The organism is Agromyces mariniharenae, from assembly GCF_008122505.1.
In the GTDB taxonomy this organism is placed as follows: Bacteria; Actinomycetota; Actinomycetes; order Actinomycetales; family Microbacteriaceae; genus Agromyces; species Agromyces mariniharenae.
Map to the genome: position 1 here is coordinate 513,262 of NZ_VSSB01000001.1, position 22,006 is coordinate 535,267.

At 71.6% G+C, this 22,006-nt stretch carries 13 protein-coding genes and 1 tRNA gene; 5 read left to right on the forward strand and 9 right to left on the reverse strand.

The window, feature by feature from the left end; all coding sequences use genetic code 11:
• Positions 1-2 precede the first annotated feature (2 nt).
• From FYC51_RS02390 to FYC51_RS02410, 5 genes are all read right to left on the reverse strand, one after another.
• Positions 3-482 carry an Rv3654c family TadE-like protein gene (locus FYC51_RS02390; protein WP_338014664.1) on the reverse strand — a complete coding sequence of 160 codons (480 nt, stop codon included), beginning with the start codon at positions 480-482 and terminating at the stop codon, positions 3-5.
• Positions 374-682: a TadE family type IV pilus minor pilin gene (locus FYC51_RS02395; RefSeq protein WP_238476174.1), complete on the reverse strand. Its 309-nt coding sequence runs from the start codon at positions 680-682 to the stop codon at positions 374-376. Before FYC51_RS02395 ends, FYC51_RS02390 begins: the two co-directional genes overlap by 109 nt.
• Before the next feature lie 16 nt (positions 683-698).
• Positions 699-974 carry a DUF4244 domain-containing protein gene (locus FYC51_RS02400; protein WP_148732089.1) on the reverse strand — a complete coding sequence of 92 codons (276 nt, stop codon included), beginning with the start codon at positions 972-974 and terminating at the stop codon, positions 699-701.
• Positions 975-1,035: 61 nt separating this feature from the next.
• A complete protein-coding gene (locus FYC51_RS02405; protein WP_148732090.1) occupies positions 1,036-2,040 on the reverse strand; it encodes a type II secretion system F family protein in 1,005 nt (334 codons plus the stop codon).
• Entirely contained in the window at positions 2,037-3,095 is a 1,059-nt protein-coding gene (locus FYC51_RS02410; protein ID WP_148732091.1) for a TadA family conjugal transfer-associated ATPase, read from the reverse strand. The genes FYC51_RS02405 and FYC51_RS02410 overlap by 4 nt, the downstream gene beginning before the upstream one ends.
• A gap of 470 nt (positions 3,096-3,565) precedes the next feature.
• On the opposite strand from FYC51_RS02410, the gene acs reads away from it, so the two are divergent.
• Positions 3,566-5,521, forward strand: a complete 1,956-nt coding sequence (acs, locus tag FYC51_RS02415; RefSeq protein ID WP_148732092.1) for an acetate--CoA ligase — start codon at positions 3,566-3,568, stop codon at positions 5,519-5,521.
• A gap of 82 nt (positions 5,522-5,603) precedes the next feature.
• Here the strand turns inward: acs and FYC51_RS02420 are convergent, their stop codons facing one another.
• Both FYC51_RS02420 and FYC51_RS02425 read right to left on the reverse strand, forming a co-directional pair.
• Positions 5,604-6,074 (reverse strand): RidA family protein, encoded by a 471-nt coding sequence (locus tag FYC51_RS02420; protein ID WP_148732093.1) that lies wholly within the window; start codon positions 6,072-6,074, stop codon positions 5,604-5,606.
• Entirely contained in the window at positions 6,074-6,301 is a 228-nt protein-coding gene (locus tag FYC51_RS02425; RefSeq protein WP_092676002.1) for a Sp36 family protein, read from the reverse strand. The genes FYC51_RS02420 and FYC51_RS02425 overlap by 1 nt, the downstream gene beginning before the upstream one ends.
• A 158-nt stretch (positions 6,302-6,459) precedes the next feature.
• Here FYC51_RS02425 and FYC51_RS02430 point away from each other — a divergent pair, with 158 nt between their 5' ends.
• The 4 genes from FYC51_RS02430 to FYC51_RS02445 all read left to right on the forward strand — a co-directional run bounded on the left by FYC51_RS02430 (position 6,460) and on the right by FYC51_RS02445 (position 18,825).
• On the forward strand, positions 6,460-9,015 hold the full coding sequence (locus FYC51_RS02430; RefSeq protein ID WP_238476175.1) for a transglycosylase domain-containing protein: 2,556 nt from the start codon (positions 6,460-6,462) through the stop codon (positions 9,013-9,015).
• On the forward strand, positions 9,012-9,992 hold the full coding sequence (locus tag FYC51_RS02435; RefSeq protein ID WP_148732095.1) for a metallophosphoesterase: 981 nt from the start codon (positions 9,012-9,014) through the stop codon (positions 9,990-9,992). Before FYC51_RS02430 ends, FYC51_RS02435 begins: the two co-directional genes overlap by 4 nt.
• A 59-nt stretch (positions 9,993-10,051) precedes the next feature.
• A tRNA-Pro gene (locus FYC51_RS02440) sits at positions 10,052-10,128 on the forward strand.
• Between the two features lie 390 nt (positions 10,129-10,518).
• Positions 10,519-18,825 (forward strand): N,N-dimethylformamidase beta subunit family domain-containing protein, encoded by an 8,307-nt coding sequence (locus tag FYC51_RS02445; RefSeq protein WP_148732096.1) that lies wholly within the window; start codon positions 10,519-10,521, stop codon positions 18,823-18,825.
• A 35-nt stretch (positions 18,826-18,860) separates the two neighbouring features.
• Here the strand turns inward: FYC51_RS02445 and FYC51_RS02450 are convergent, their stop codons facing one another.
• Positions 18,861-20,693 (reverse strand): glycoside hydrolase family 15 protein, encoded by a 1,833-nt coding sequence (locus tag FYC51_RS02450; protein ID WP_148732097.1) that lies wholly within the window; start codon positions 20,691-20,693, stop codon positions 18,861-18,863.
• Positions 20,694-20,695: 2 nt separating this feature from the next.
• Positions 20,696-21,997: a UDP-glucose dehydrogenase family protein gene (locus FYC51_RS02455; protein ID WP_148732098.1), complete on the reverse strand. Its 1,302-nt coding sequence runs from the start codon at positions 21,995-21,997 to the stop codon at positions 20,696-20,698.
• Positions 21,998-22,006: the final 9 nt, after the last annotated feature.

Below are 22,006 nucleotides of genomic sequence, written 5' to 3' on the forward strand. Positions count from 1 at the left end.
GCTCACGGGTGCCACCCAGGAGGGCCCGCCCTCGCGCCGGCTCGGAGTTCGACGGCGAACGACGGGACGGTGACGGTCACGGATGCCACGGGCCCACCCGTCTCGCACGACGCGAGCGCGGCGCCGTTGCGCGCTGCGATGCGCCCGGCGAGGTCGCACGGCAGGCCGGGCACGGCACCCGACAGCGCGTCCGCCGCGGCGAGGGCGGCCGCGTCGGCGGCGCCGGCGGCACGCTGGGACGCCGCGAAGGCCGCGGTCACGGGCAGGACCATGGCGGCGAGCGCGACCGTCGCGCCGACGATCCCGACGGCGAGCACGGAGGCCGCTCCGCGCTCGCCTGACGGAGCGCGCGGTGCCGTCCACGCCGCGGACGTCACAGCCCACCCGCCACCGCGCAGGACTCCGCGCGAAGCTCGATCGCCGCGAGCAACCCCGACCCGTCGGCGCTGAGGGCGACGCACACGAACGGATCCTCGTGCCACGAGGACAGCCGCGCACCGCCCGAGACCCGATCGGCGATCGACCCGGCCACGCCCTCCGACTCGCCCCGGCCGAGCGCCCGTGCGGCGTCGGCCGCCGCGTCCTCGAGCCGCACCTGCTGCGCGACGAGGAGCACGGCCGCGAGGCACGCCGCGAGCACGAGGGCGATCGCGGGCAGCGCGACGGCGAACTCGGCCGTCACGCTGCCCCGATCCCCGTCATCCGACCGTGAGCGCATTCCGCACGAGGTCGGTGAGGATGCCGCGCACCTCGTCGCCGCGGAGGATGACGACGAGCAGGCCCGCGAAGCCGACCGCCGCCATGGTGGCGACGGCGTACTCGGCGGTCGCAGCACCGCGCTCGCCCGAGAGGCGGCGCAGCACCCGATGCAGGCGCCCGGAGGGACGGGCGCTCGGTGCGGCAGCGGCTGATGCCGGCGCGCGGCCGGCGACGAGGGCGACGGTGGGCGGCGCGTCGCCGGGGTGATGGTGCATGGTGGTGTTCCTTCCTTCTTGCGCCGGGTGACCGGCGGGCGGGCGGCACGAGTCGGGATCGTCATGCGGCACCGCCGAGGGTGCCCGTCACGACCGAGACGATGAGCGGCACGACGCCGAGCAGCACGAAGGCCGGCAGCACGCAGACGCCGAGCGGCAGCATGAGACGCACGCCGAGCGCCGCGGCGCGGGCTGCACCGTCGGCCCGGGCCGCGCGTCGCCGGCGCGCCGCCTCGGCGCGGAGGAGGTCGGCCACGGGAGCGCCCGCTCGCGCGGCGACGGCGATCACGACGTCGACGTCGTCGGCCACGGATGCGGTGCCGCCGAGGGATGCGAGTGCCCCCCGGACGATGGCGCGGGCGCGCTCGACGGCGGCGCCGCCCGACATGGCCATGGCGACGAGTTCGAGCTCGAGCCCGCGCTCCGCCTCGTGCGAGGTCGCCCTGGCCACGAGTGCGCGGCTCCATCGTCGCCCCGCCCAGAGGAGGAGGACGCCGCCGACGACGCAGGCGACGCCGAGCGGGTTCCCGAAGAGCACGGCGACGGTGTCGAACCCGAAGGCCGCCCCGAACACCACCGCGATGAGCGGGAGCGCCAGCACCAGCCGAGCGCTCGAGACGGGGCCCGCCAGCGCGGTGCCGACCTCTCGACGCAGCTGCGCCTCGTCTCGGAGCGCGCCGGCGAGCTCGCGCAGGCCGGACGCGAGCGGGGCCCCGGATTCGACCGCGACCTCCCAGGCAGCGCCGAGGATCGCCCACCGCGCGGACGTGCGCGGCGCGGCGGCACGGGCGGACGCGATCGCGGCGGCAATGGACTCGCCGTCGGCGGCCGCCGCTGCGGCCGCCCGCAGCACCGCGACATCACCGTCGTCGACACGGGCCCCGCCCTCGCCGGCGGGACCGACGTCGACGTGCGACCACGCGACCGTGGCGGGCACGCCCGCCGACAGCAGCACCGCGAGCCGCTCGGCGATGGCCGCGACGGCGTCGAGCTCGGCCGCCGGATCCGGCTTCCGGCGTCGCAGCCGGGTCGCGACCCGGCTGCGCAGGCTCGTGGCCGCGGTCATTGCGGCACCACCGCGAGTCGCCCGTCGCGCATGGCGAAGCGTCCGATGCCGGCGAGCCGCCGGCGCCCGTCGACCCGCTCGACGTGCAGCACGAGCTCGAAGGCGCTGACCGCCTGCCGCGCGACCGCGTGCGCGTCGAGCCCGGCCGCCGATCCGAGGGCCTCGAGTCGCGCGGGCACGTCGTCGAGGGAGTTCGCGTGGAGCGTGCCGGCGCCGCCGTCGTGGCCGGTGTTGAGCGCGGAGAGCAGTTCGCGCAGTTCGGCGCCGCGGCACTCCCCCACGACGAGGCGGTCGGGGCGCATGCGCAGGGCCTCTCGCAGCAGCGCGTCGAGTCCGAGCCGGCCGGCGCCCTCGAGGTTCGCCTGCCGTGCCTCGAGGGACACCACGTGCGGGTGGTCGACCGCGAGCTCGGCGACGTCCTCGATGAGCACGATGCGGTCGCGCGGATCGGCCTCGGACAGCAGGGCCGCGAGCAGGGTGGTCTTGCCCGCGCCGGCCGCGCCGGTGACGAGCAGGTTGCGCCGCGTCGCGACCACGTCGCGCAGCATCGTCTCCTGGCCGGGGTCGAGCATGCCGGCCGCGGCGAGCGCGCGCAGCGGGAAGCCCGCGACGCGCGGCACCCGGATGGAGATGACGGTGCCACGGGTGGAGACGGGCGGCAGCACGGCGTGCACCCGGACGCCACCGCCCAGCCGGACGTCGACGGCGGGGGTCGCCTCGTCGATGTGGCGGCCGCCGCGGGCGATGAGCCGGATCGCGAGCGCGCGCACCTCGTCTTCGGCGGCCGACCACGCGGGCTCGCGCTCGGCACCGGAGCCGCGGTCGATCCAGAGCCCGCGATCGCCGTTCACGAAGAGGTCGGTCACCGGGCCGGCGGCGGCGAACGACGCGAGCGGCCCGAGGAGCGAGAGGTCGGGTCGGGTGCGCGCCGTCGCCGGGGCGTCGCGCGACGCCGGAGCCTCAGGCTGATCGACCGGGACCGTACCGGTGACAGCCTGGGCATCGGGCGCCGCGGATCGGAGCCAGGACGGCGTCGCGACGAACGGGGTGGTCATGCGACGACCGTACGGTCGGTGGCGCGACGGCGATCGTGCGCCGGAACCGGCTGGGGAGAGGAGCCTCCCCCACGTCGTTGTGGAGGAGGACTCGTCTCGGATGCTTCGCTCCCGACGGGGATGCGCTGCCCTTAAACGAAAGGGGGCGGCACCCATTGGGGGGAACAGGTGCCGCCTCGGCAGCGCAAGGATTGGGGGGAATCGCGAGCGCTGCAGGCCTCGAAACGAGTGTTCGGGCGGTACCCAGTGTATGGCTTCAGGAAGGATGCGCAAGCATTATTTGTCCTCATTTGTGCGGACGTACAGATTTCTCTGCGCAAAGGCACAGTAACCGCTCCCACGGGCGCTCGGAAGAGCATGCGACCCGGCGTGACCCACCCGTTACGAGGTGTTCGGCGACGGGAGGTAATGTGCAGGTGGGGCAGGCGACCCAACCGATGCACCACTCGCGAAGGAGCGACCGGAGAACCATGACCGTTCAGATCGATCACGCACTCGAGGAGATCAGGCGCTTCCGCCCGAGCCCCGAGTTCGCCGCCCAGGCCGTCGCCGACAAGCACCTCTACGAAGCAGCCGCGGCCGACCGCCTCGGCTTCTGGGCCGATCAGGCCCGCGAGCTGCTCCAGTGGGAGAAGCCCTTCACCAGCACGCTCGACTGGTCGAACCCGCCGTTCGCGAAGTGGTTCGACGACGGCGAGCTCAACGTCGCCGTGAACTGCCTCGACCGTCACGTGGCCGCCGGCCTCGGCGACCGCGTCGCGCTCCACTGGGAGGGCGAGCCCGGCGACAGCCGCGACGTCACGTACGCCGAGCTCACCGACGAGGTGAAGCGCGCCGCGAACGTGCTCACCGAGCTCGGCATCGGCGAGCACGACCGCGTCGCCATCTACCTCCCGATGATCCCCGAGGCCGTCGTCGCGATGCTCGCGTGCGCGCGCATCGGCGCGGTGCACTCGGTGGTCTTCGGCGGATTCAGCGCCGACAGCCTCGCGTCGCGCATCGACGACGCCGAGGCATCCCTCGTCATCACCGCAGACGGCGGCTACCGCAAGGGCAAGGTGTTCCCGCTGAAGCCCGTCGTCGACGAGGCGCTCCAGAAGTCCGAGGGCGACACCGTGCGGAACGTCCTCGTGGTCCGCCGCGGCGAGAACGACGTCGAACTGGTCGACGGCCGCGACCACTGGTGGCACGACACCGTGGGGCAGGCGTCGAACGAGCACGAGCCGAAGGCGTTCGGCGCCGAGCATCCGCTGTTCATCCTCTACACGTCGGGCACCACCGGCAAGCCGAAGGGCATCCTGCACACGTCTGGCGGCTACCTCACGCAGGCGGCGTTCACGCACCGGAACGTGTTCGACCTCCACCCCGAGCGCGACGTGTACTGGTGCACCGCCGACGTCGGCTGGATCACCGGCCACTCCTACGTGGTCTACGGTCCGCTCGCGAACGGCGCGACCCAGGTGCTCTACGAGGGCACGCCCGACACGCCGCATCCCGGCCGCTGGTGGGAGATCGTCGAGAAGTACGGCGTCACGATCCTCTACACCGCGCCCACCGCCATCCGCTCGTTCATGAAGCTGGGCCGGCAGATCCCGCACGAGTTCAACCTGCGCTCGCTGCGCCTGCTGGGCTCGGTCGGCGAGCCGATCAACCCCGAGGCCTGGATCTGGTACCGCCACGTCATCGGCGGCGGCTCCATCCCCGTGGTCGACACGTGGTGGCAGACCGAGACGGGCGCCATCATGATCTCGGCCCTGCCGGGCGTCACCGACCTCAAGCCGGGCAGCGCGCAGGTCGCGATCCCGGGCGTCTCGGTCGACATCCTCTCCGACGACGGCGAGCGGGTCGACGGCGAGGGCGGCGGCCTGCTCGTCATCACCGAGCCGTGGCCGTCGATGCTGCGCGGCATCTGGGGCGACCCCGAGCGGTTCAAGGAGACCTACTGGGAGAAGTTCGGCGACAAGTACTTCGCCGGCGACGGCGCACGCCGAGACGAGGACGGCGACATCTGGCTGCTCGGCCGCGTCGACGACGTCATGAACGTCTCGGGCCACCGCCTGTCGACGGCCGAGATCGAGTCGTCGCTCGTCGCGCACCCCTACACGGCCGAGGCCGCTGTGGTCGGCGCGTCCGACGAGACCACGGGCCAGGCCGTCGTGGCGTTCGTCATCCTGAAGGCCAGCCAGGTCTCGCACATCGACGACCCGGCGATCGCGTCCGAGGAGCTCCGCAAGCACGTCGCGATGCAGATCGGCGCGATCGCGCGTCCCCGGCAGGTCTTCATCGTCAACGAGCTGCCGAAGACGCGCTCGGGCAAGATCATGCGGCGCCTGCTGCGCGACCTCGCCGAGGGCCGGCAGGTGGGCGACACGACCACGCTCGCCGACACGTCGGTCATGACCGCCATCACGCGTCAGGTGCAGTGACCAGAACCTGAAGTCGCGGATGCCGCGGCCGGGAGCATTCCCGCCGCGGCATCCGTCGTCTCGGGCGCGTACGCCCGCGCGACTACGCGAACTCGACGATGAGCTCGACCTCGACCGGCGCGTCGAGCGGCAGGACCGCGACGCCGACCGCGGAGCGCGCATGGCGTCCGGCGTCGCCGAAGACCTCGCCGAGGAACTCGGACGCGCCGTTGACCACGCCCGGCTGGCCGGTGAAGGACGCGTCGGATGCCACGAAGCCCACGAGCTTCACGACGCGCGTGATGCGGTCGAGCGAGCCGAGCTCGGCGCGGATCGCCGCGAGCGCGTTGAGCGCGCACGTGCGCGCGTACTCCTTGGCGTCGTCGGCGGGGACGAGCCCGTGCCCGTCGCCGACCTTGCCCGTCGCGGGCAGCGCACCGGCGGTGAACGGCAACTGGCCCGACGTGTACACGTAGGAGCCGCTCACGACCGCGGGCACGTAGGCGGCCACTGGCGGAGCGACCTCGGGGAGCTCGATGCCGAGCTCGGCGAGCCGCGCCTCCACGGCGGCCATCAGGCCTCTCCCTCGAACTGCTTGGCGGCCTGCGCGGCAGCCGCGGCGCCGGCGGATGCCGCGGCCGACGACTCCCCGCCGACCGGGCGCTTGAGGTAGGCGACGAGGCCGCCCTCGGGCCCCTGCACGACCTGCACGAGCTCCCAGCCCTCGGATCCCCAGTTGTTCAGGATGGCCGCGGTGTTGTGGATGAGCAGCGGGGTGGTGATGTACTCCCAGGCCGGCATGCGATTCCTCGTCTCTGATACGGGGTGGATGGATTCGATGCCGATCGGATCGGGCGGGGACGGGCGTGTCGGCAGGCGAACGCGACCAGCGGCCCGCATAGCGGGTTTTGCCAGCCTTCTTTGTTAAGCTCCACTATATGTCTGCCCAAAAACGTACGATGAGCGACGTCGGCACCGGGATCCTCGGCTTCGTCGGCCTCAGCGCTCTCGCCGGCGTTCTCGTCACCGCTGCGGTGACCCCGGCACTCGCCGTGACCGGCATGGCCGCGAACAACGGCATCTCCATGTTCGAGAACCTCCCCGGGTACCTCGAGATCGACGAGCTCTCGCAGAAGACGGACATCTACGCCACCCAGCCCGACGGCTCGCCGGCCCTCCTCGCGTCGTTCTTCGACGAGAACCGCGAGGAGGTCGCCTGGGACGCGATCAGCCAGTACGTGAAGGACGCCGCCGTCTCCGGCGAGGACCCCCGGTTCTACGAGCACGGCGGGGTGGACATCCAGGGCACCATCCGCGGTGCCGTCAGCACCTACATCCTCAACAAAGACGTGCAGGGCGGCTCCTCGATCACGCAGCAGTACGTGAAGAACGTGCTCATCAACAACGGCGTGCGCGAGGCGACGACCGAGGAGGACAAGCAGGCGGCCTACGACGCCGCCACCGAGACCTCTCCCGAGCGCAAGCTCAAGGAGATGCGCTACGCGATCGCCCTCGAGAAGAAGTTCTCGAAGGACGACATCCTCAAGGGCTACCTGAACATCGCCGCGTTCGGCGGCCGGGTCTACGGCATCGAGTCGGCGGCGCAGTACTACTACGGCACCACGTCCGCGAACGTCACGCTCGCCCAAGCGGCGAGCCTCATCGCGATCGTCAACCACCCCGAGAAGTTCCGCCTCGACCAGCCCGAGAGCGAGGAGAACGGCGCCGCCACGGTGAACGACAAGGGCGAGCCCGTGCCGTACGCCGCGAACAAGCAGCGCCGCGACTACATCCTCGACGAGATGCTCAAGGGCGGGAAGATCACGCAGGAGGAGCACGACGCCGCGATCGCCGAGCCGGTCACGCCCGCCATCCACGAGCCCAGCACGGGCTGCGTCACCGCACAGGGCAGCGCCTACTTCTGCGACTACGTCAAGAACATCATCCTGAACAACTACGACGACCCGAACACCCCCGAGGTCGACGAGGGTCGCCAGCTCCTGCAGACCGAGGGCCTGCAGGTCTACACGACGCTCGACCTCGAGCTGCAGAACAAGGCCGAGACCGCGGTCGCCGAGAACGTGCCGTACGCCGATCCGCGCTTCGACGTGGGCTCCGTCGCGGTGGGCGTGCAGCCGGGCACCGGCCGCGTGCTCTTCATGGCGCAGAACAAGAAGTTCACCGAGGATCCCGAGGTCGCGGCGACGAGCCCCGAGTTCACGTCGATCAACTACAGCACCGACCATGACTACGGCGGGTCGGCGGGCTTCCAGCCCGGTTCGACCTACAAGGTGTTCACGCTCGCCGAATGGCTGAACGAGGGCCACTCGCTGCGGGAGACGTTCAACGGCGCCCGCCGCGGGTTCACGACGTTCAACAACAGCTGCGAGGGCGGCACCTTCCAGGTGAGCCCCGCCTGGAACCCGCGCAACGACGACGGCCGCGTCGCGAACAACGCCGTCGACGCGACGGCGTGGTCGGTGAACTCGAGCTTCGTCGCGATGGCCTCGCAGCTCGACCTCTGCAAGCTCAAGCAGACCGCGCAGGCGTTCGGCGTGCACCGCGCCGACGGCGGCGAGCTCGGCATGAACCCCTCCGACGTGCTCGGCACGCAGGAGGTCGCCCCGGTCACGATGGCGGCGGCATTCGCCGGCATCGCCAACAACGGCCTCACCTGCACGCCCATCGCCATCGACAGGATCGTGAAGGCCGACGGCGAGGAGATCCCCCCGCCGGCGTCGACCTGCACGCAGTCCGTGACCCCCGAGGTCGCGCACGCGATGGAGTACGCGATGCAGCAGACCTTCGCCGGCGGGGGCACCGCCACGGCGTCCGACCCCGGCACCGGCGTCCCGCACATCGGCAAGACGGGTACCACCGACAACGCGTTCGACACCTGGATGATCGGGGCGAGCACCAAGGTCGCGACCGCGGTCTGGGTTGGCAACGTCACGGGCGGCGACAACCGCACGAACCTGCGCGAGACGAGCTTCGACTCGGGCAGCGCCGCCACTGCGCGACACCGCATCTGGCCGGCGATCATGGAGCTCGCCGACAACAAGTACGGCGGCGACGAATTCCCCGAGCCCGACGAGTCGGCGTTCAAGCAGGTCCTCGTCGACGTGCCGCAGGTCGCCGGACTCTCCTTCGACCAGGCGAAGGCGGCGCTCGAGGCAGCGGGCTTCGTCGTCGAGGACGGCGGCCAGCAGGAATCGAACCAGCCGGCAGGCACGGTCTCCGGGACCGACCCGTCCGGCCAGGCCGGCAAGGGCTCGACGATCCGGGTGTTCACGAGCAGCGGCAAGAGCAATGGCACGACCGTTCCCGACCTCACGGGCATGAACGTCGTCCAGGCCAAGGCCGCGCTCGATGCGGCCGGCCTCAGGATGAAGGGCGGCGGCGGCAACCCGACGGGCACGGTGACGAGCCAGGACCCGGCGCCGGGCACTTCCGTCGAGCGCGGCGACGAGGTCACCGTCAACTTCGACGGCGGCGGCGCACCGGGGAACGATTGAGTCCCCGCCCACTGACGCCCGCCGCGCGGATCGCCATCGCGATCGGCGCGGCGGGCGCCGCCGCGTTCGCGTGGGGTTCGCTCGTCGAGCGCACGCGCTGGACGCTTCGCCGCGCCGACGTGCCGGTGCTCCCGGCCGGCGCCGAGCCGGTGCGGGTGCTCCACCTCTCCGACCTGCACATGGCGCCGTGGCAGCGCGACAAGCAGGAGTGGGTCCGGTCGCTCGCGGCGCTGGAGCCCGACCTCATCGTGGACACGGGCGACAACCTCGGCCATGAGCGCGGCCTCGACGGCATCCGTCGCGCGTTCGAGCCGTTCGCCGGCATCCCCGGCGTGTTCGTGAACGGCTCGAACGACTACTTCGGGCCGGCGCTCAAGAACCCGTTCTCGTACTTCGGCGGCCCGTCGGGCATCGTCAAGCGGGCGAAGCGACTCGACATCGGCGCGCTGCACGCGTACTTCGCCGAGCTCGGATGGCGCGACCTCGACAACACCGCCACGAGCCTCGACCTGCGCGGCACCCACTTCGAGTTCTTCGGCGTCGACGACCCGCACCGCGGGTACGACCGCCTCGACCTCATCACGGCGGCGATCGACGAGCTGCGCGCCGACGACCCGCTCGGCGACGAGCTGTGGCCCGACGCGGCATCCGCCGTCGCCGAGCGGCGGCCGACCGTCACCGTGGGCGTCGCGCACGCGCCGTACCAGCGCGTGCTCAACTCGTTCGTGAACCACGGCGCGCAGCTCATGCTCGCCGGGCACACGCACGGCGGGCAGGTGTGCGTGCCGGGCTTCGGCGCCCTCGTCACGAACTGCGACATCCCGCGGCAGCAGGTCAAGGGGCTGAGCGTCTGGCGGCACGGGCTGCGCACGGCGTACCTCAACGTGTCGGCGGGCCTCGGCACGTCGATCTACGCGCCGGTGCGCTTCGCGTGCCCGCCCGAGGCGACGCTGCTCACGCTCGTCCCGGCCGCGTAGGCGCGTGGTCGGGCGGCCGGGTTTTTTCGGCTATCCTTGTTGAGGCCCGACCGGGCCACCGGGGTGTGGCGCAGCTTGGTAGCGCGCTTCGTTCGGGACGAAGAGGTCGCAGGTTCAAATCCTGTCACCCCGACCACCTGAAGCCCCCTCCCACGCGGGAGGGGGCTTCCTCGTCCCCCGATTCGCCGCGTCGTGACCGAGCCCTCGACGCCGGACATCGCTGACCGCCCACCCGTGGAGCGAACATCACGGCCCGGGCCGACGAGCACCGCGACCGTGCGAACGCCGCGGCTCGATCGCGGAGGCGTCGGGACGCCCCGTGGACCGTGAATCCGGCGCCGGGCCGTACCCCGAAATGGCCCTCGATCCGGGGGCACCGAAAGCCGAGGCCGATCCATAGACTGTGCCACACCAAGCCAATCCGACCCCTCCTTGGATCACAATGCGTCGTCAGTCCCCGGACGGCAGGCGACCCGCGTCGCAGCCCGTTCTCGCATACCTGGCCGCGGCACTGATGCTGCTGCCGGTGCCGCTCGCCGTCCTTCCGGCCGCCCCCGCCCAGGCGGTCGACAACGAGATCACCGTGGAGAACAGCCTCCCCGGTTCCCCGGCTTCCGAATGGGACATCCAGGGGGCCGGCAACCAGGGCGTCCAGGGGTTCGCGACCCAGATCAGCGTGAACCAGGGAGAACGGGTCGACTTCAAGATCGACACCGTCGCGGCGGACTACCGGATCGACATCTACCGACTCGGGTGGTACCAGGGCAACGGCGCCCGGAAGATCACCACGATCGACACGTCGGCCACGACGGAGCGCGACCAGCCGAGCTGCGCGCTCATCGACGGCACGACCGACGACAACCTCGTCGATTGCGGCAACTGGAGCGTGTCCGCGTCCTGGGACGTTCCGGGCGATGCCGTGTCGGGGGTCTACATCGCGAAGCCGGTGCGTGCGGACAACGGAGGCGCGAGCCATATCGTCTTCATCGTCCGTGACGACGACGGGAACTCGGACCTCCTGTTCCAGACGTCGGACAGCACCTGGCAGGCCTACAACGGGTACGGCGGCTACAACACGTACACCACGGGTTCGACGGGCGTGAACGCCCGGAAGGTGAGCTACAACCGCCCGTTCACGACGCGCGCCACCGAACCCCAGGACTGGGTGTTCACGGCGGAGTACCCCATGATCCGATGGCTCGAGCGCAACGGCTACGACGTCAGCTACTCGACGGACCTCGACACCGGAGCGCGACCGGCCGAACTCCTCGAGCACCAGGCCTTCTTCTCGGTCGGACACGACGAGTACTGGTCGCAGGAGCAGCGGGACGCCGTCGAGGCCGCACGGGACGCGGGGGTGGACCTCGCCTTCTTCAGCGGCAACGAGATCTACTGGAAGACCCGGATGGAGGACTCCACGCAGGACGGGGTCGACGGCGACCGACGGACCATGGTCGTGTACAAGGAGGGGACCGCGGCTCCCGCGGCACCAGACGAGCACCAACGGTGCTACGCGAACTTCGCGTGCGACCCGAGCGACATCTGGACGGGCCTGTGGCGGGAGACGCGGTCGCCGTCGGGCACCACCGCCATCGGCGAACCCGAGAACGCCCTCTCCGGTCAGATCAGCTGGCGCAGCAACACCTCCGCGATCGAAGTGCCCGGCGATTACGCGCGGATGCGGTTCTGGAAGAACACCGCCGTCGCCGGCCTGTCGCCATCGGGTCGGGTCACGCTCGCCAACGGGACCCTCGGGTACGAATGGAATCCAGAGTACCCGCAGTACGCGGCCTGGTACCCACCCGGTCGGGTGCTGCTCTCCACCACGACGATCGGGTCGGAGCAGCACCACCTGAGCCTGTACCGGGCTCCGAGCGGCGCGCTCGTCTTCGGCGCGGGCACGGTCCAGTGGTCGTGGGGGCTCGACGGGCAGCACGACGGCGGCGCCGGCACCGAGGACCGCAACGTGCAGCAGGCGACCGTGAATCTCCTCGCCGACATGGGAGCACAGCCGGCGACGATCCAGACGGGGCTCGTCGCGGCATCCGGGACCACCGACAGGACGGCGCCCTCGGTCGTCATCACCTCGTCCGTGGCGAGCGTGACGGGGCCGGGCACGCGCACCGTCTCGGGTACGGCGACCGATGCCGGCGGCGGAGTGGTCGGCGTCGTCGAGGTGTCGACGGACGGCGGCTCCACGTGGCGCCGTGCGACCGGACGCGAGAGCTGGAGCCACACCTTCACCGCACTCGCCGGTTCCCCTGCGATCCGGGTTCGCGCCGCCGACGACGGCGCGAACCTGAGCAGCCCGGTCGCCCTCGGCCTCGCCACCACGGCCTGCCCGACGGGGCTCGCCTGCTCGTCGATCTTCGCGCAGTCGGTGACGGGGCCCGAGCAGGCCGACGGGTCCGCGGTCGAGCTGGGCGTGAAGTTCCGGTCGGATGTCCCGGGGCAGGTCGTCGGCATCCGGTACTTCAAGACCAGCGGCAACACCGGCGCCCACACGGGCACGCTGTGGTCGGCATCGGGGCAGCGTCTCGCCACCGTGACGTTCGGGGCCGAGTCGGCCGCCGGATGGCAGGAGGCCGCCTTCTCCGCGCCCGTCACGGTCCAACCGGGTACGACGTACGTCGCGTCCTACCACACGAACACCGGCCGCTACGCCTTGGGCACCTCGTTCGCGAGCGCCGGCGTCGATTCCCCGCCGCTGCATGCGCTCCGCGGAGGGGTCGACGGCCCGAACGGCGTCTACGCCTACGGCGCCGGCGGGGTCTTCCCCGCGAACTCCTGGGAGTCGGCGAACTACCTGGTGGATGTGCTCTTCACCTCCACGGCGCCGCAGGACACCACGGCCCCGACCCTCACCGCCTCCACGCCCGCACCCGACGCGTCGGGAGCGAATCCCACCGCCGACATCACTGCGACGTTCAGCGAGCCGCTCGATCCCGCGACCGTGAACACGAGCACGTTCCAGCTGCGCGATCCGTCGGGCAACGTGGTCCCGGCCGCCGTCGGCTACAGCGCGGTCGACCGCAGGGCGATCCTCAATCCCACGTCCTCGCTCGCCTCGGGCACCCGGTACACCGCCACGGTCACGGGCGGCGCCGCCGGCATCGCGGATGCCGCAGGCAATCGACTCGCCGCGGACATCACATGGGGCTTCCTCACCTCCGGCGAGAACACGACCGCTCCCGTCGTGACGGCGACCTCGCCCGCGACGGATGCCACGGGCGCCGTCGCCGGCGCGAACGTCACCGTCGCCTTCAGCGAGGCGATGGATGCGGGCTCGATCTCGTCGTCCACCATCGAGCTCCGCGACGCATCCGGGAACCTCGTCCCCGCGCAGGTCGGCTACGACGCGGCGACCACCTCGGCGGTCATCGACCCCGACCAGCCGCTCGCCCTCGCGACCCGTCACTCCGTGACGGTCAAGGGCGGATCGGGCGGAGTCCGCGACGCGAACGGCACTCCCCTCCAGGCGAACTACACGTGGGCCTTCACCACGGCCGGCCCCGACAGCACGCCCCCGGTCGTGACCGGGACCTGGCCCACGCGCGACGCCGCGGACTTCGGCGTGGAGGCGAACATCGCGGCCATCTTCAGCGAGTCGATGGCGGCGGGGAGCATCACCGGCTCGACCGTGCAGCTGCGGGACGCCGCGGGCGGCCTCGTCAACGCCGTCGCCTCCTACGATGCCGCCACCAAGTCGGCCATGATCGACCCGGTCGCCGCACTCGAGTACAGCAGCGAGTACACCGTCACCATCGCCGGCGGCGTCGGCGGCGTCACGGACGCCGCCGGGAACCCGATGGCCGCGGAGTACTCCTGGACGTTCGCGACGATCGCCAGGGCCGGCACGCGCTCGAATCCGAACATCGGGCCGGGCGGACCGCTCCTGGTCGTCAAGGGCACGAGCCAGTTCGGTGCATACCTCCCCGAGATCATGCGCGGCGAGGGGCTCAACCTGTTCACGGTGCGCACCACCTCCTCGTTCACCCCGACCGCCCTCGCCCCGTACGAGACCGTCGTGCTGGGTGAGACCACCCTCACCGACGCCCAGGTGACCGCGCTGACCGATTGGGTGAACGCCGGAGGCAACCTCATCGTCATGCGCCCCTCCGCGTCGCTCGCGGGCCTGCTCGGGCTCACCGCGGCCGGCGGCAGCCTGTCGGAGGGCTACCTCCAGGTCGACACGTCGAAGAAGCCCGGCCAGGGCATCGAGGCCGCGACGATGCAGTTCCACGGGACGGCCGACCTGTACCGCCCCCGTGATGCGGGCACCCAGGTCGTCGCCCAGTTGTACAGCACGGCGACGACGGCCACCGAGTTCCCCGCCGTCACCGTTCGACCCGTCGGCAGCGCAGGCGGATCGGCCGCCGCCTTCACCTTCGACCTCGCCCGTTCGATCGTCAACACCCGGCAGGGCAACCCCGCCTGGGTCGGGCAGGAGCGCGACGGCACCTCGCCGATCCGCAGCAACGATCTCTTCTACACGGACTACATCGACCTGGCGAAGGTCGCGATCCCGCAGGCCGACGAGCAGCAGCGGCTCCTGGCCAACCTCATCACGGAGACCACTCGCGACGTGATCCCGGTGCCGCGATTCTGGTACCTGCCGCGGGGCGAGGTCGCGGCCGTCGTGATGACCGCCGACGAGCACAACGGAGGCAACGTCCCGAACCGCTTCACCAGTGAGCTCTCCCGCAGCCCCGCAGGCTGCCTGCCGACCGCATGGGAGTGCATCCGCTCGACGTCCTACCAGTTCGTGAACTACTCGTTGATCTCGGACGCGCAGGCGCGCACGTACGAGCAGCAGGGCTTCGAGATCGCCCTGCACCCGAACTCCGGGTGCGGTACCCCCAGTCGCGCCCAGTTCGCGGCATTGCTCACCGAGCAGCTCGCAGCGCTCGCGAGGAACTACCCGAGCATCACGCCTCCGAAGACCAGCCGGAACGACTGCGTGTTCTGGGTCGACTACACCACGGTCCCCGAGGAGGAGGAGCGGGCCGGCATCAACCTGGACGCCAACTACTACTACTGGCCGCCGTCCTGGGCCGGAACGCGCCCCGGCATGTTCACGGGCTCGGGAATGGCGCAGCGGTTCCTCTCGCTCGACGGCCGACTGATCGACGTCTACCAGGCCACCACCCAGATGACCGACGAATCCGGGCAGGCGTATCCCGCGACGGCCGTCGCCCTCATGGACGGCGCGATCGACAAGGGGTACTACGGCGCCTTCGTCGCGAACCTCCACACCGATGGCAATGAAGCCGGCGCCTACCACGACGCCGTGCTGACGGCCGCCCAGGCCCGCGGCATCCCGGTCATCACGGCCGAGCAGCTGCTCGACTGGACCGACGGGCGCAACGCGTCGTCGTTCACGAACCTCGCTCGCAACGGCGGCACGGTGACGTTCACCCTCACCGCGGCACCCGGCGCGAACGGGCTCCAGGCGATGCTGCCCACCCAGGGAAGCACCGGAACCCTGCAGTCGCTCACGCGAGCCGGCGCGGGCGTGTCGTTCCAGACCAAGGTGGTGAAGGGCGTCAGCTACGCCGTGTTCACCGCGGTCGGCGGCAACTACACGGCCACCTACAGCGTGGACTCGACGCCGCCCACCATCTCGGGCGCGACGGCGGCGCCGACGGGCGGCACCACCGCCGAGGTCTCCTGGACGACGAACGAAGCGGCCACCTCACGGGTGGAGTTCGGCACCTCGTCGACCGCCATGACGTCGTCCGTCCAGACGGGGGTCCCCACGACCTCGCACCGCGTCCAGCTCACCGGGCTGAGCCCGAACACCACCTACTACTACCGCGTCGTCGCGACCGACGCATCCGGCAACGTCGGCAGCTGGCCGGCGACCGGGGCGCCGGTGGTGTCCTTCACGACGCCGACGGCCGCCGCGACGGACACCTCGCTCTCCCAGTTCAGCGCGGGCACGCCGGGCGTCGGGACCTACGTCGCCAACTCGGCCGGCGGCGAGGTCGTGCTCGCTCCCCTGGTGGGTACTGAGTTCGAGGGTTCGGGCGTGCCCGCCGGATGGACAACGGGCAGCTGGACGGGCGGGACGACGACGTTCCCCGGTGGCACCGCTTCGCTCGACGGGTCCTGGCTGCGGACCGACACCGCCGTCGGCTCCGGCCGGGCCGTCGAGTTCGCGGGCACCTTCAGCGGCGCGCCGTTCCAGAATGCGGGATTCGGGGTCACGCTCGCGGGCGCCGGCGAGTCGTGGGCCATGTTCGGCACGAACGGCACCAACGGCATCCTCCAGGCTCGGACCCGGAACAGCGGCGGTGACGTCCTCGACGTCGCCCTCGGCTCGCAGTACATCGGCTCGGAGCACCTGTTCCGGATCGAGTGGGACTCCACCGTGCGGTTCTACGTCGACGGATCGCTCGTGCACACGGCGGCGACCGTCGGGGGCACCATGCGACCCCTCGCGAGCGAGTACACCACCGGTGGAGGCGGGCTCACGCTGAAGTGGCTCCGGCTGACCCCGTACGCGTCGAGCGGGTCGTTCGTGTCGCGGGTCCACGATGCGGGCACCGCCTCGGACTGGGGCATCCTGTCGTTCACCGGATCGACCCCGCAGGGAACGACCCTCGCCCTCGACGTGCGCACGGGCGACACCGCGACGCCCGACGGGAGCTGGACGGCGTTCGCTCCGATCGCATCCGGCCAGGACGTACCGGCGACCAGTCGTTACCTGCAGTACCGGGCACGGCTCACCACCACGAACGTCACGGTCACACCCGTGCTGAACGCCGTGAACCTGCCGTACTCGCCACGACCGCCGGCACCCGACACGACCCCACCGGCGATCACCGGCCTCGCCGCACAGTCGACCGGTCAGAGCAGCGCCCGGATCACGTGGACGACCGACGAGCAGTCGACCACACGCGTGGAGTACGGCACGTCGCCGAACGCGCTCGATTCGGTCGCCGAGAACCTCACGCTCACCACCGCCCACAGCATCGACCTCACCGGGCTCGCCGCGCAGACCACGTACTCCTACCGGATCGTGTCGCGTGACGCGTCGGGGAACACGTCGACCTCGGCCGTCGCGCAGTTCACCACGCCGACGCCCGACACGACCGGTCCGACGATCACCGGACGGAATCCGGCGCCCGACGCGGTCGACGTCGGCGTCGGCGCGGACATCGCCGTGACCTTCAGCGAGCCGATCGCCGCTGCGACGATCACCTCGGCGACCTTCTCACTGCGGGCGCAGGGGGCCGGCGCCGACGTCCCCGCGTCCCTCAGCGTCTCGGGCGGGGTCGCGACGCTCAACCCGAATGCCGCGCTCGCACCGGCGACCCGGTACACCGTGACCGTGGCGGGGACGGTGACCGACACCGTCGGCAACCCGCTCGGGTCGAGCTCGACCTGGTCGTTCACGACGACGAGCGCGGTGGCCAAGGTCCTCGAGGACACCACGCTGGCGCAGTTCGGTGGCGGCACGCTCGGAACCTCGACGTACGTGGCGAACACGGCGGGCGGGGAGCTGGTGCTGGCGCCGCTGATCGGCGCCGAGTTCGAGGGCAGCGGCGTTCCGACGGGCTGGGCGACCGGTGCATGGACCGGCGGAGGGGTGACCTTCCCCGTCGGCACCGCGTCGGTCGACGGCTCCTGGCTGAGGACGACGGCGACCGCCGGCTCCGGACGGGCGGTGGAGTTCTCCGCGACGTTCAGTGGTGCGCCCTACCAGAACGCCGGCTTCGCGGACACGCTCGGCGGGGCGACCGAATCGTGGGCGATGTTCGGAACCAACGCGGCGAGCGGCGTGCTGCAGGCACGCATCCGCAACGCCGGCGGCACCGTCGTCGACGTCCCGCTCGGTGCGCAGTACGTCGGATCCGAGCACGTGTTCCGGATCGAATGGGACAGCACGCTCCGCTTCTTCATCGACGGCGCCCTCGTGCACTCGGCGGCGACCGTGAGCGGGTCCATGCGACCGATCGCCAGCGACTACAACACGGGCGGCGGCGGCATCGTCATGCGCTGGCTGCGGGTCACGACCTCGGTCCCGACAGTCTCGACGGACTTCGACGGCAGCACCGTCCCGTCCGGCTGGGCGAGCTCGCTGTGGAGCGGTGGGTCCGGCGGGTCGACGGTCGCGGGCGGAACGGTGTCGGTGAACGGCGCGCTCCTGCGGACCACCGGCCAGTCCGCGCCGGGCAGCTCGGTCGAGTTCGTGGCGACCTTCGGCGCGGCGGCGTACCAGCACGCCGGTCTCGGCGTGGACCTCGCCGGGACGTCCCGATGGGCGATCTTCAGCACGATGGGCACGACGGACACGTTGTACGCGCGCACGAACAACAACGGCACGATGGCGGACACCGTGATCGGCACCGGGCTGGTCGGCGCCCCGCACACGTACCGGATCGACTGGCTGTCCGACCGCATCGTCTTCTCGATCGACGGCACCGTGCGGCACACGCAGACCGTCGCGATCACCGGTGCGATGGGCGCCGTCGCGAGCGACTTCGCGGCGGCCGCTCCGGGCCTGGTCATCGACCGGATGTCGCTCGGGTCCGCGACGCGAACGGGCGTCTTCACCTCTCGCGTCCTCGACGCGGGCTCGGTGGCCGACTGGCAGGCCCTGGAGGTCGGTGCGCAGCTTCCGGGCGGCACCTCGACGGTCGTCGAGGTGCGCCAGGGGAACACCGCGACACCCGATGGCACGTGGAGCAGCTTCGCGGCCGTGAGCGCCGGCGCGGATGTCCCGGGCACGTCACGGTACATCCAGTACCGGGTGACGTTGACGGGCACGACGACCGTGTCTCCGACGCTCGAACGTGTCGCGTTCAACGGTCTGGTGGCTCCATGAGCGGCGACGGCGAGGTGAGGTAGCGAGCCGCGTGCTCAGCGACGGCAGCTCCGCGCGATGCTCCGGCTCGCGCCCGGCGCCGCGACTCCTCGCGCATGCGCGATCGCGTCGGCCGCGCGCACCAGCGCGAGGTGCGTGAGCGCTTGCGGCATGTTGCCCGCCTGCCGCCCCGACAGCGGATCGGCCTGCTCGGCGAGCAGCCCGAGTTCGCTCCGGAATCGCAGCAGCCGGTCCATCAGCTCGACGGCCTCGTCGAGCCGGCCCGTGTGGGCGTACTGCTCGACAAGCCAGAACGAACACGCGAGGAACGCGTTCTCGTCGCCCGGCACGCCGTCGACGTCGGCCTCGGTGCGGTACCGGCGCAGCAGCCCGTCGCGCAGCAGCGACGCCTCGATGCGGGCGACCGTGCCGAGCATCCGCGGGTCGTCGTATCCCACGTACCCGACCTGCGCGAGCTGCAGGAGCGCCGCGTCGACCTCGGTCGTACCCTCGTACTGCACGTAACTGCCGATCGACGCGTCGTAGCCGCCCCGCTCGATCCGGTCGGCCAGCCCGGCCCGCACCCGGCGCCACTCGTCGACGGGCCCGTGCCGGCCGTCGGACTCGACGGCGCAGATCGCCCGGTCGAATGCGGCCCAGAGCATCGCCCGAGAGTGCGTGAAGTGGCGCTCGGGCCCGCGGATCTCCCAGATCCCCGAATCGGGGCGGTCGAGATGCCGCTGCGCCTCGCCGAGCAGGGCGACCTGGAGCGACCATGAGAAGTCGTCGTCGTCGAGGCCGACGTGGCGCGCGGCGTCGAGCGCGATGAGGACCTCGCCGAAGATGTCGGCCTGGTACTGGCCGGATGCCGCGTTGCCGATGCGCACGGGCGCACTGCCCGCGTAGCCCGGCAGCTTCTCGGCCTCCCACTCGGGCAGCCGCCGCTCGCCGGCGACGCCGTACATGATCTGCACGTCGGCGGGATCTCCCGCGATCGCCCGCAGCAGCCACTGCCGCCACGCCTCCGCCTCGTGCGTGAAGCCGTGGTGCATGAGCGCCTCGAGGGTGAGCGCCGCGTCGCGCAGCCACACGTAGCGGTAGTCCCAGTTGCGCGCGCCCCCGAAGTCCTCGGGCAGGCTCGTCGTCGCGGCCGCGACCACGCCACCGGTGTCCTCGTGGGTGAGCAGCCGCAACACGAGCAGCGAACGGCGCACCGCCTCGTCGTAGACCCCGGGCGGCACCGCCATCCGCATCCACGCCTGCCACCACGCAGCGGTCGTGGCAATGGCCGCGTCGACGTCGAGCGGCTCGGGCATCGGGCGCTGCGCGGGGAACCAGGACAGCTGCAGGTCGACCGTCTCCCCCTCGGCCACCTCGAATGCTCCGACATGGCGATGGTCGCTCCGCGAGAGTCGCGGACCGTGGACGACGAGCGCGTCGGGGCCCGCGACGCCGCAGACGGCGGGTGCGGCATCCGTGCCCAGCTGGCGCATCCAGGGCAGCGTCGCGGCGTAGTCGAACCGCACGCGCAGCTCCTGCTCCATGCGCACCCGGCCACGGATGCCGCGCACCCGCCGGATGACGTCGCACCGCTGATCGGAGCCGTCGCCCATCGGCATGAGCTCGGTGACCTCCACCGCTCCCTCGGCCGTCGCCCAGCGGGTCACGAGCGTGAAGGTGTCGGTCTCGTACACCCGGGTCGCGGTCGCCGCCGCATCCGCGGGCCGGAGGCTCCACCGGCCCTGCTCGGGATCGCCGAGGATGGCCCCGAACACCGACCCCGAGTCGAACCGAGGCGCGCAGAGCCAGTCGATGGAGCCGTCGGAACCGACGAGCGCGACCGTGCGGCAGTCGCCGATCGCGGCGTACTCCTCGATCGGCATCGGCATGATCAGGGCCGGCCGAGTCCGCGCACCTGCCAGCCCGCCGCCCGCCAGGCGTGGAGGTCGAGCACGTTGCGCCCGTCGATGATCCGTCGCTCGGCGACCAGTCGCCCCGTCTCAATGGGATCGAGCGCGCGGTACTCGCGCCACTCGGTCACGAGCACGACGAGGTCGGCGCCGGTGAGCGCCTCGCGCGCCGAGGTGGTGTAGTCGAGCTGCGGATGCCGCATCCGGGCGTTCTCGACGCCCTCGGGGTCGGTCGCGACGACCTCGGCGCCCAAGCCCTTCAGGTGCACCGCCACGTCGAGCGCCGGCGAATCCCGCACGTCGTCGGAGTCGGGCTTGAACGTCACCCCGAGCACGGCCACCTTCTTGCGGAAGACGGAGCCGCCGAGCACGTCGATCGCGAGGTCGACGACCCGCTGGCGCTGCCGCATGTTGATCGCGTCGACCTCCTTGAGGAACGCGAGCGAATCGCCGCGGCCGAGCTCCTCGGCGCGCGCCGTGAACGCGCGGATGTCCTTCGGCAGGCAGCCGCCGCCGAAGCCGACGCCGGCGTTGAGGAACCGGCGTCCGATGCGCACGTCGTGGCCGATCGCATCGGCAAGGGCCGTGACGTCAGCGCCCGTCGCGTCGGCGATCTCGGACATGGCGTTGATGAACGAGATCTTGGTCGCAAGGAAGGCGTTGGCCGCGACCTTCACGAGCTCGGCCGTCGCGTAGTCCGTCACGATGCGCGGGGTTCCGGCCTCGATGGCGGCTCGGTAGACCTGGTCGAGCACGGATGCCGCGCGCTCGTCGGCGACGCCGTAGACGAGTCGGTCGGGCTCGAGCGTGTCCTTCACGGCGAAGCCCTCGCGCAGGAACTCGGGGTTCCACGCGAGGTTCGCGTGCGGGGCCTCCTTCGCGAGTCGCGCGGCGAGCCGCGCCGCGGTGCCCACGGGCACGGTGCTCTTGCCCACGATGAGCGATCCCTCGGCGAGATGCGGGAGCAGGCCCTCGAAGGCGGCGTCGACGTAGCGCAGGTCGGCGGACGTGCCGCCGATCGTCTGCGGCGTGCCGACCGCGAGGAAGTGCACGTCGGCGCCCGCGGCATCCGCGATGTCGGTGCTGAACCGCAGCCGGCCGCTCGCGGCGGCCGAGGAGAGGATCTCGGGCAGGCCCGGCTCGAAGAACGGCGGTCGACCCGCTCGGAGTGCCGCGATCTTGCGCTCGTCGACGTCGATGCCGACCACGTCGTGGCCGAGCTCGGCCAAGGCGGAAGCGTGCACGGCCCCCAGGTACCCGCAGCCGATCACCGAGATTCGCATTCGTCTCCT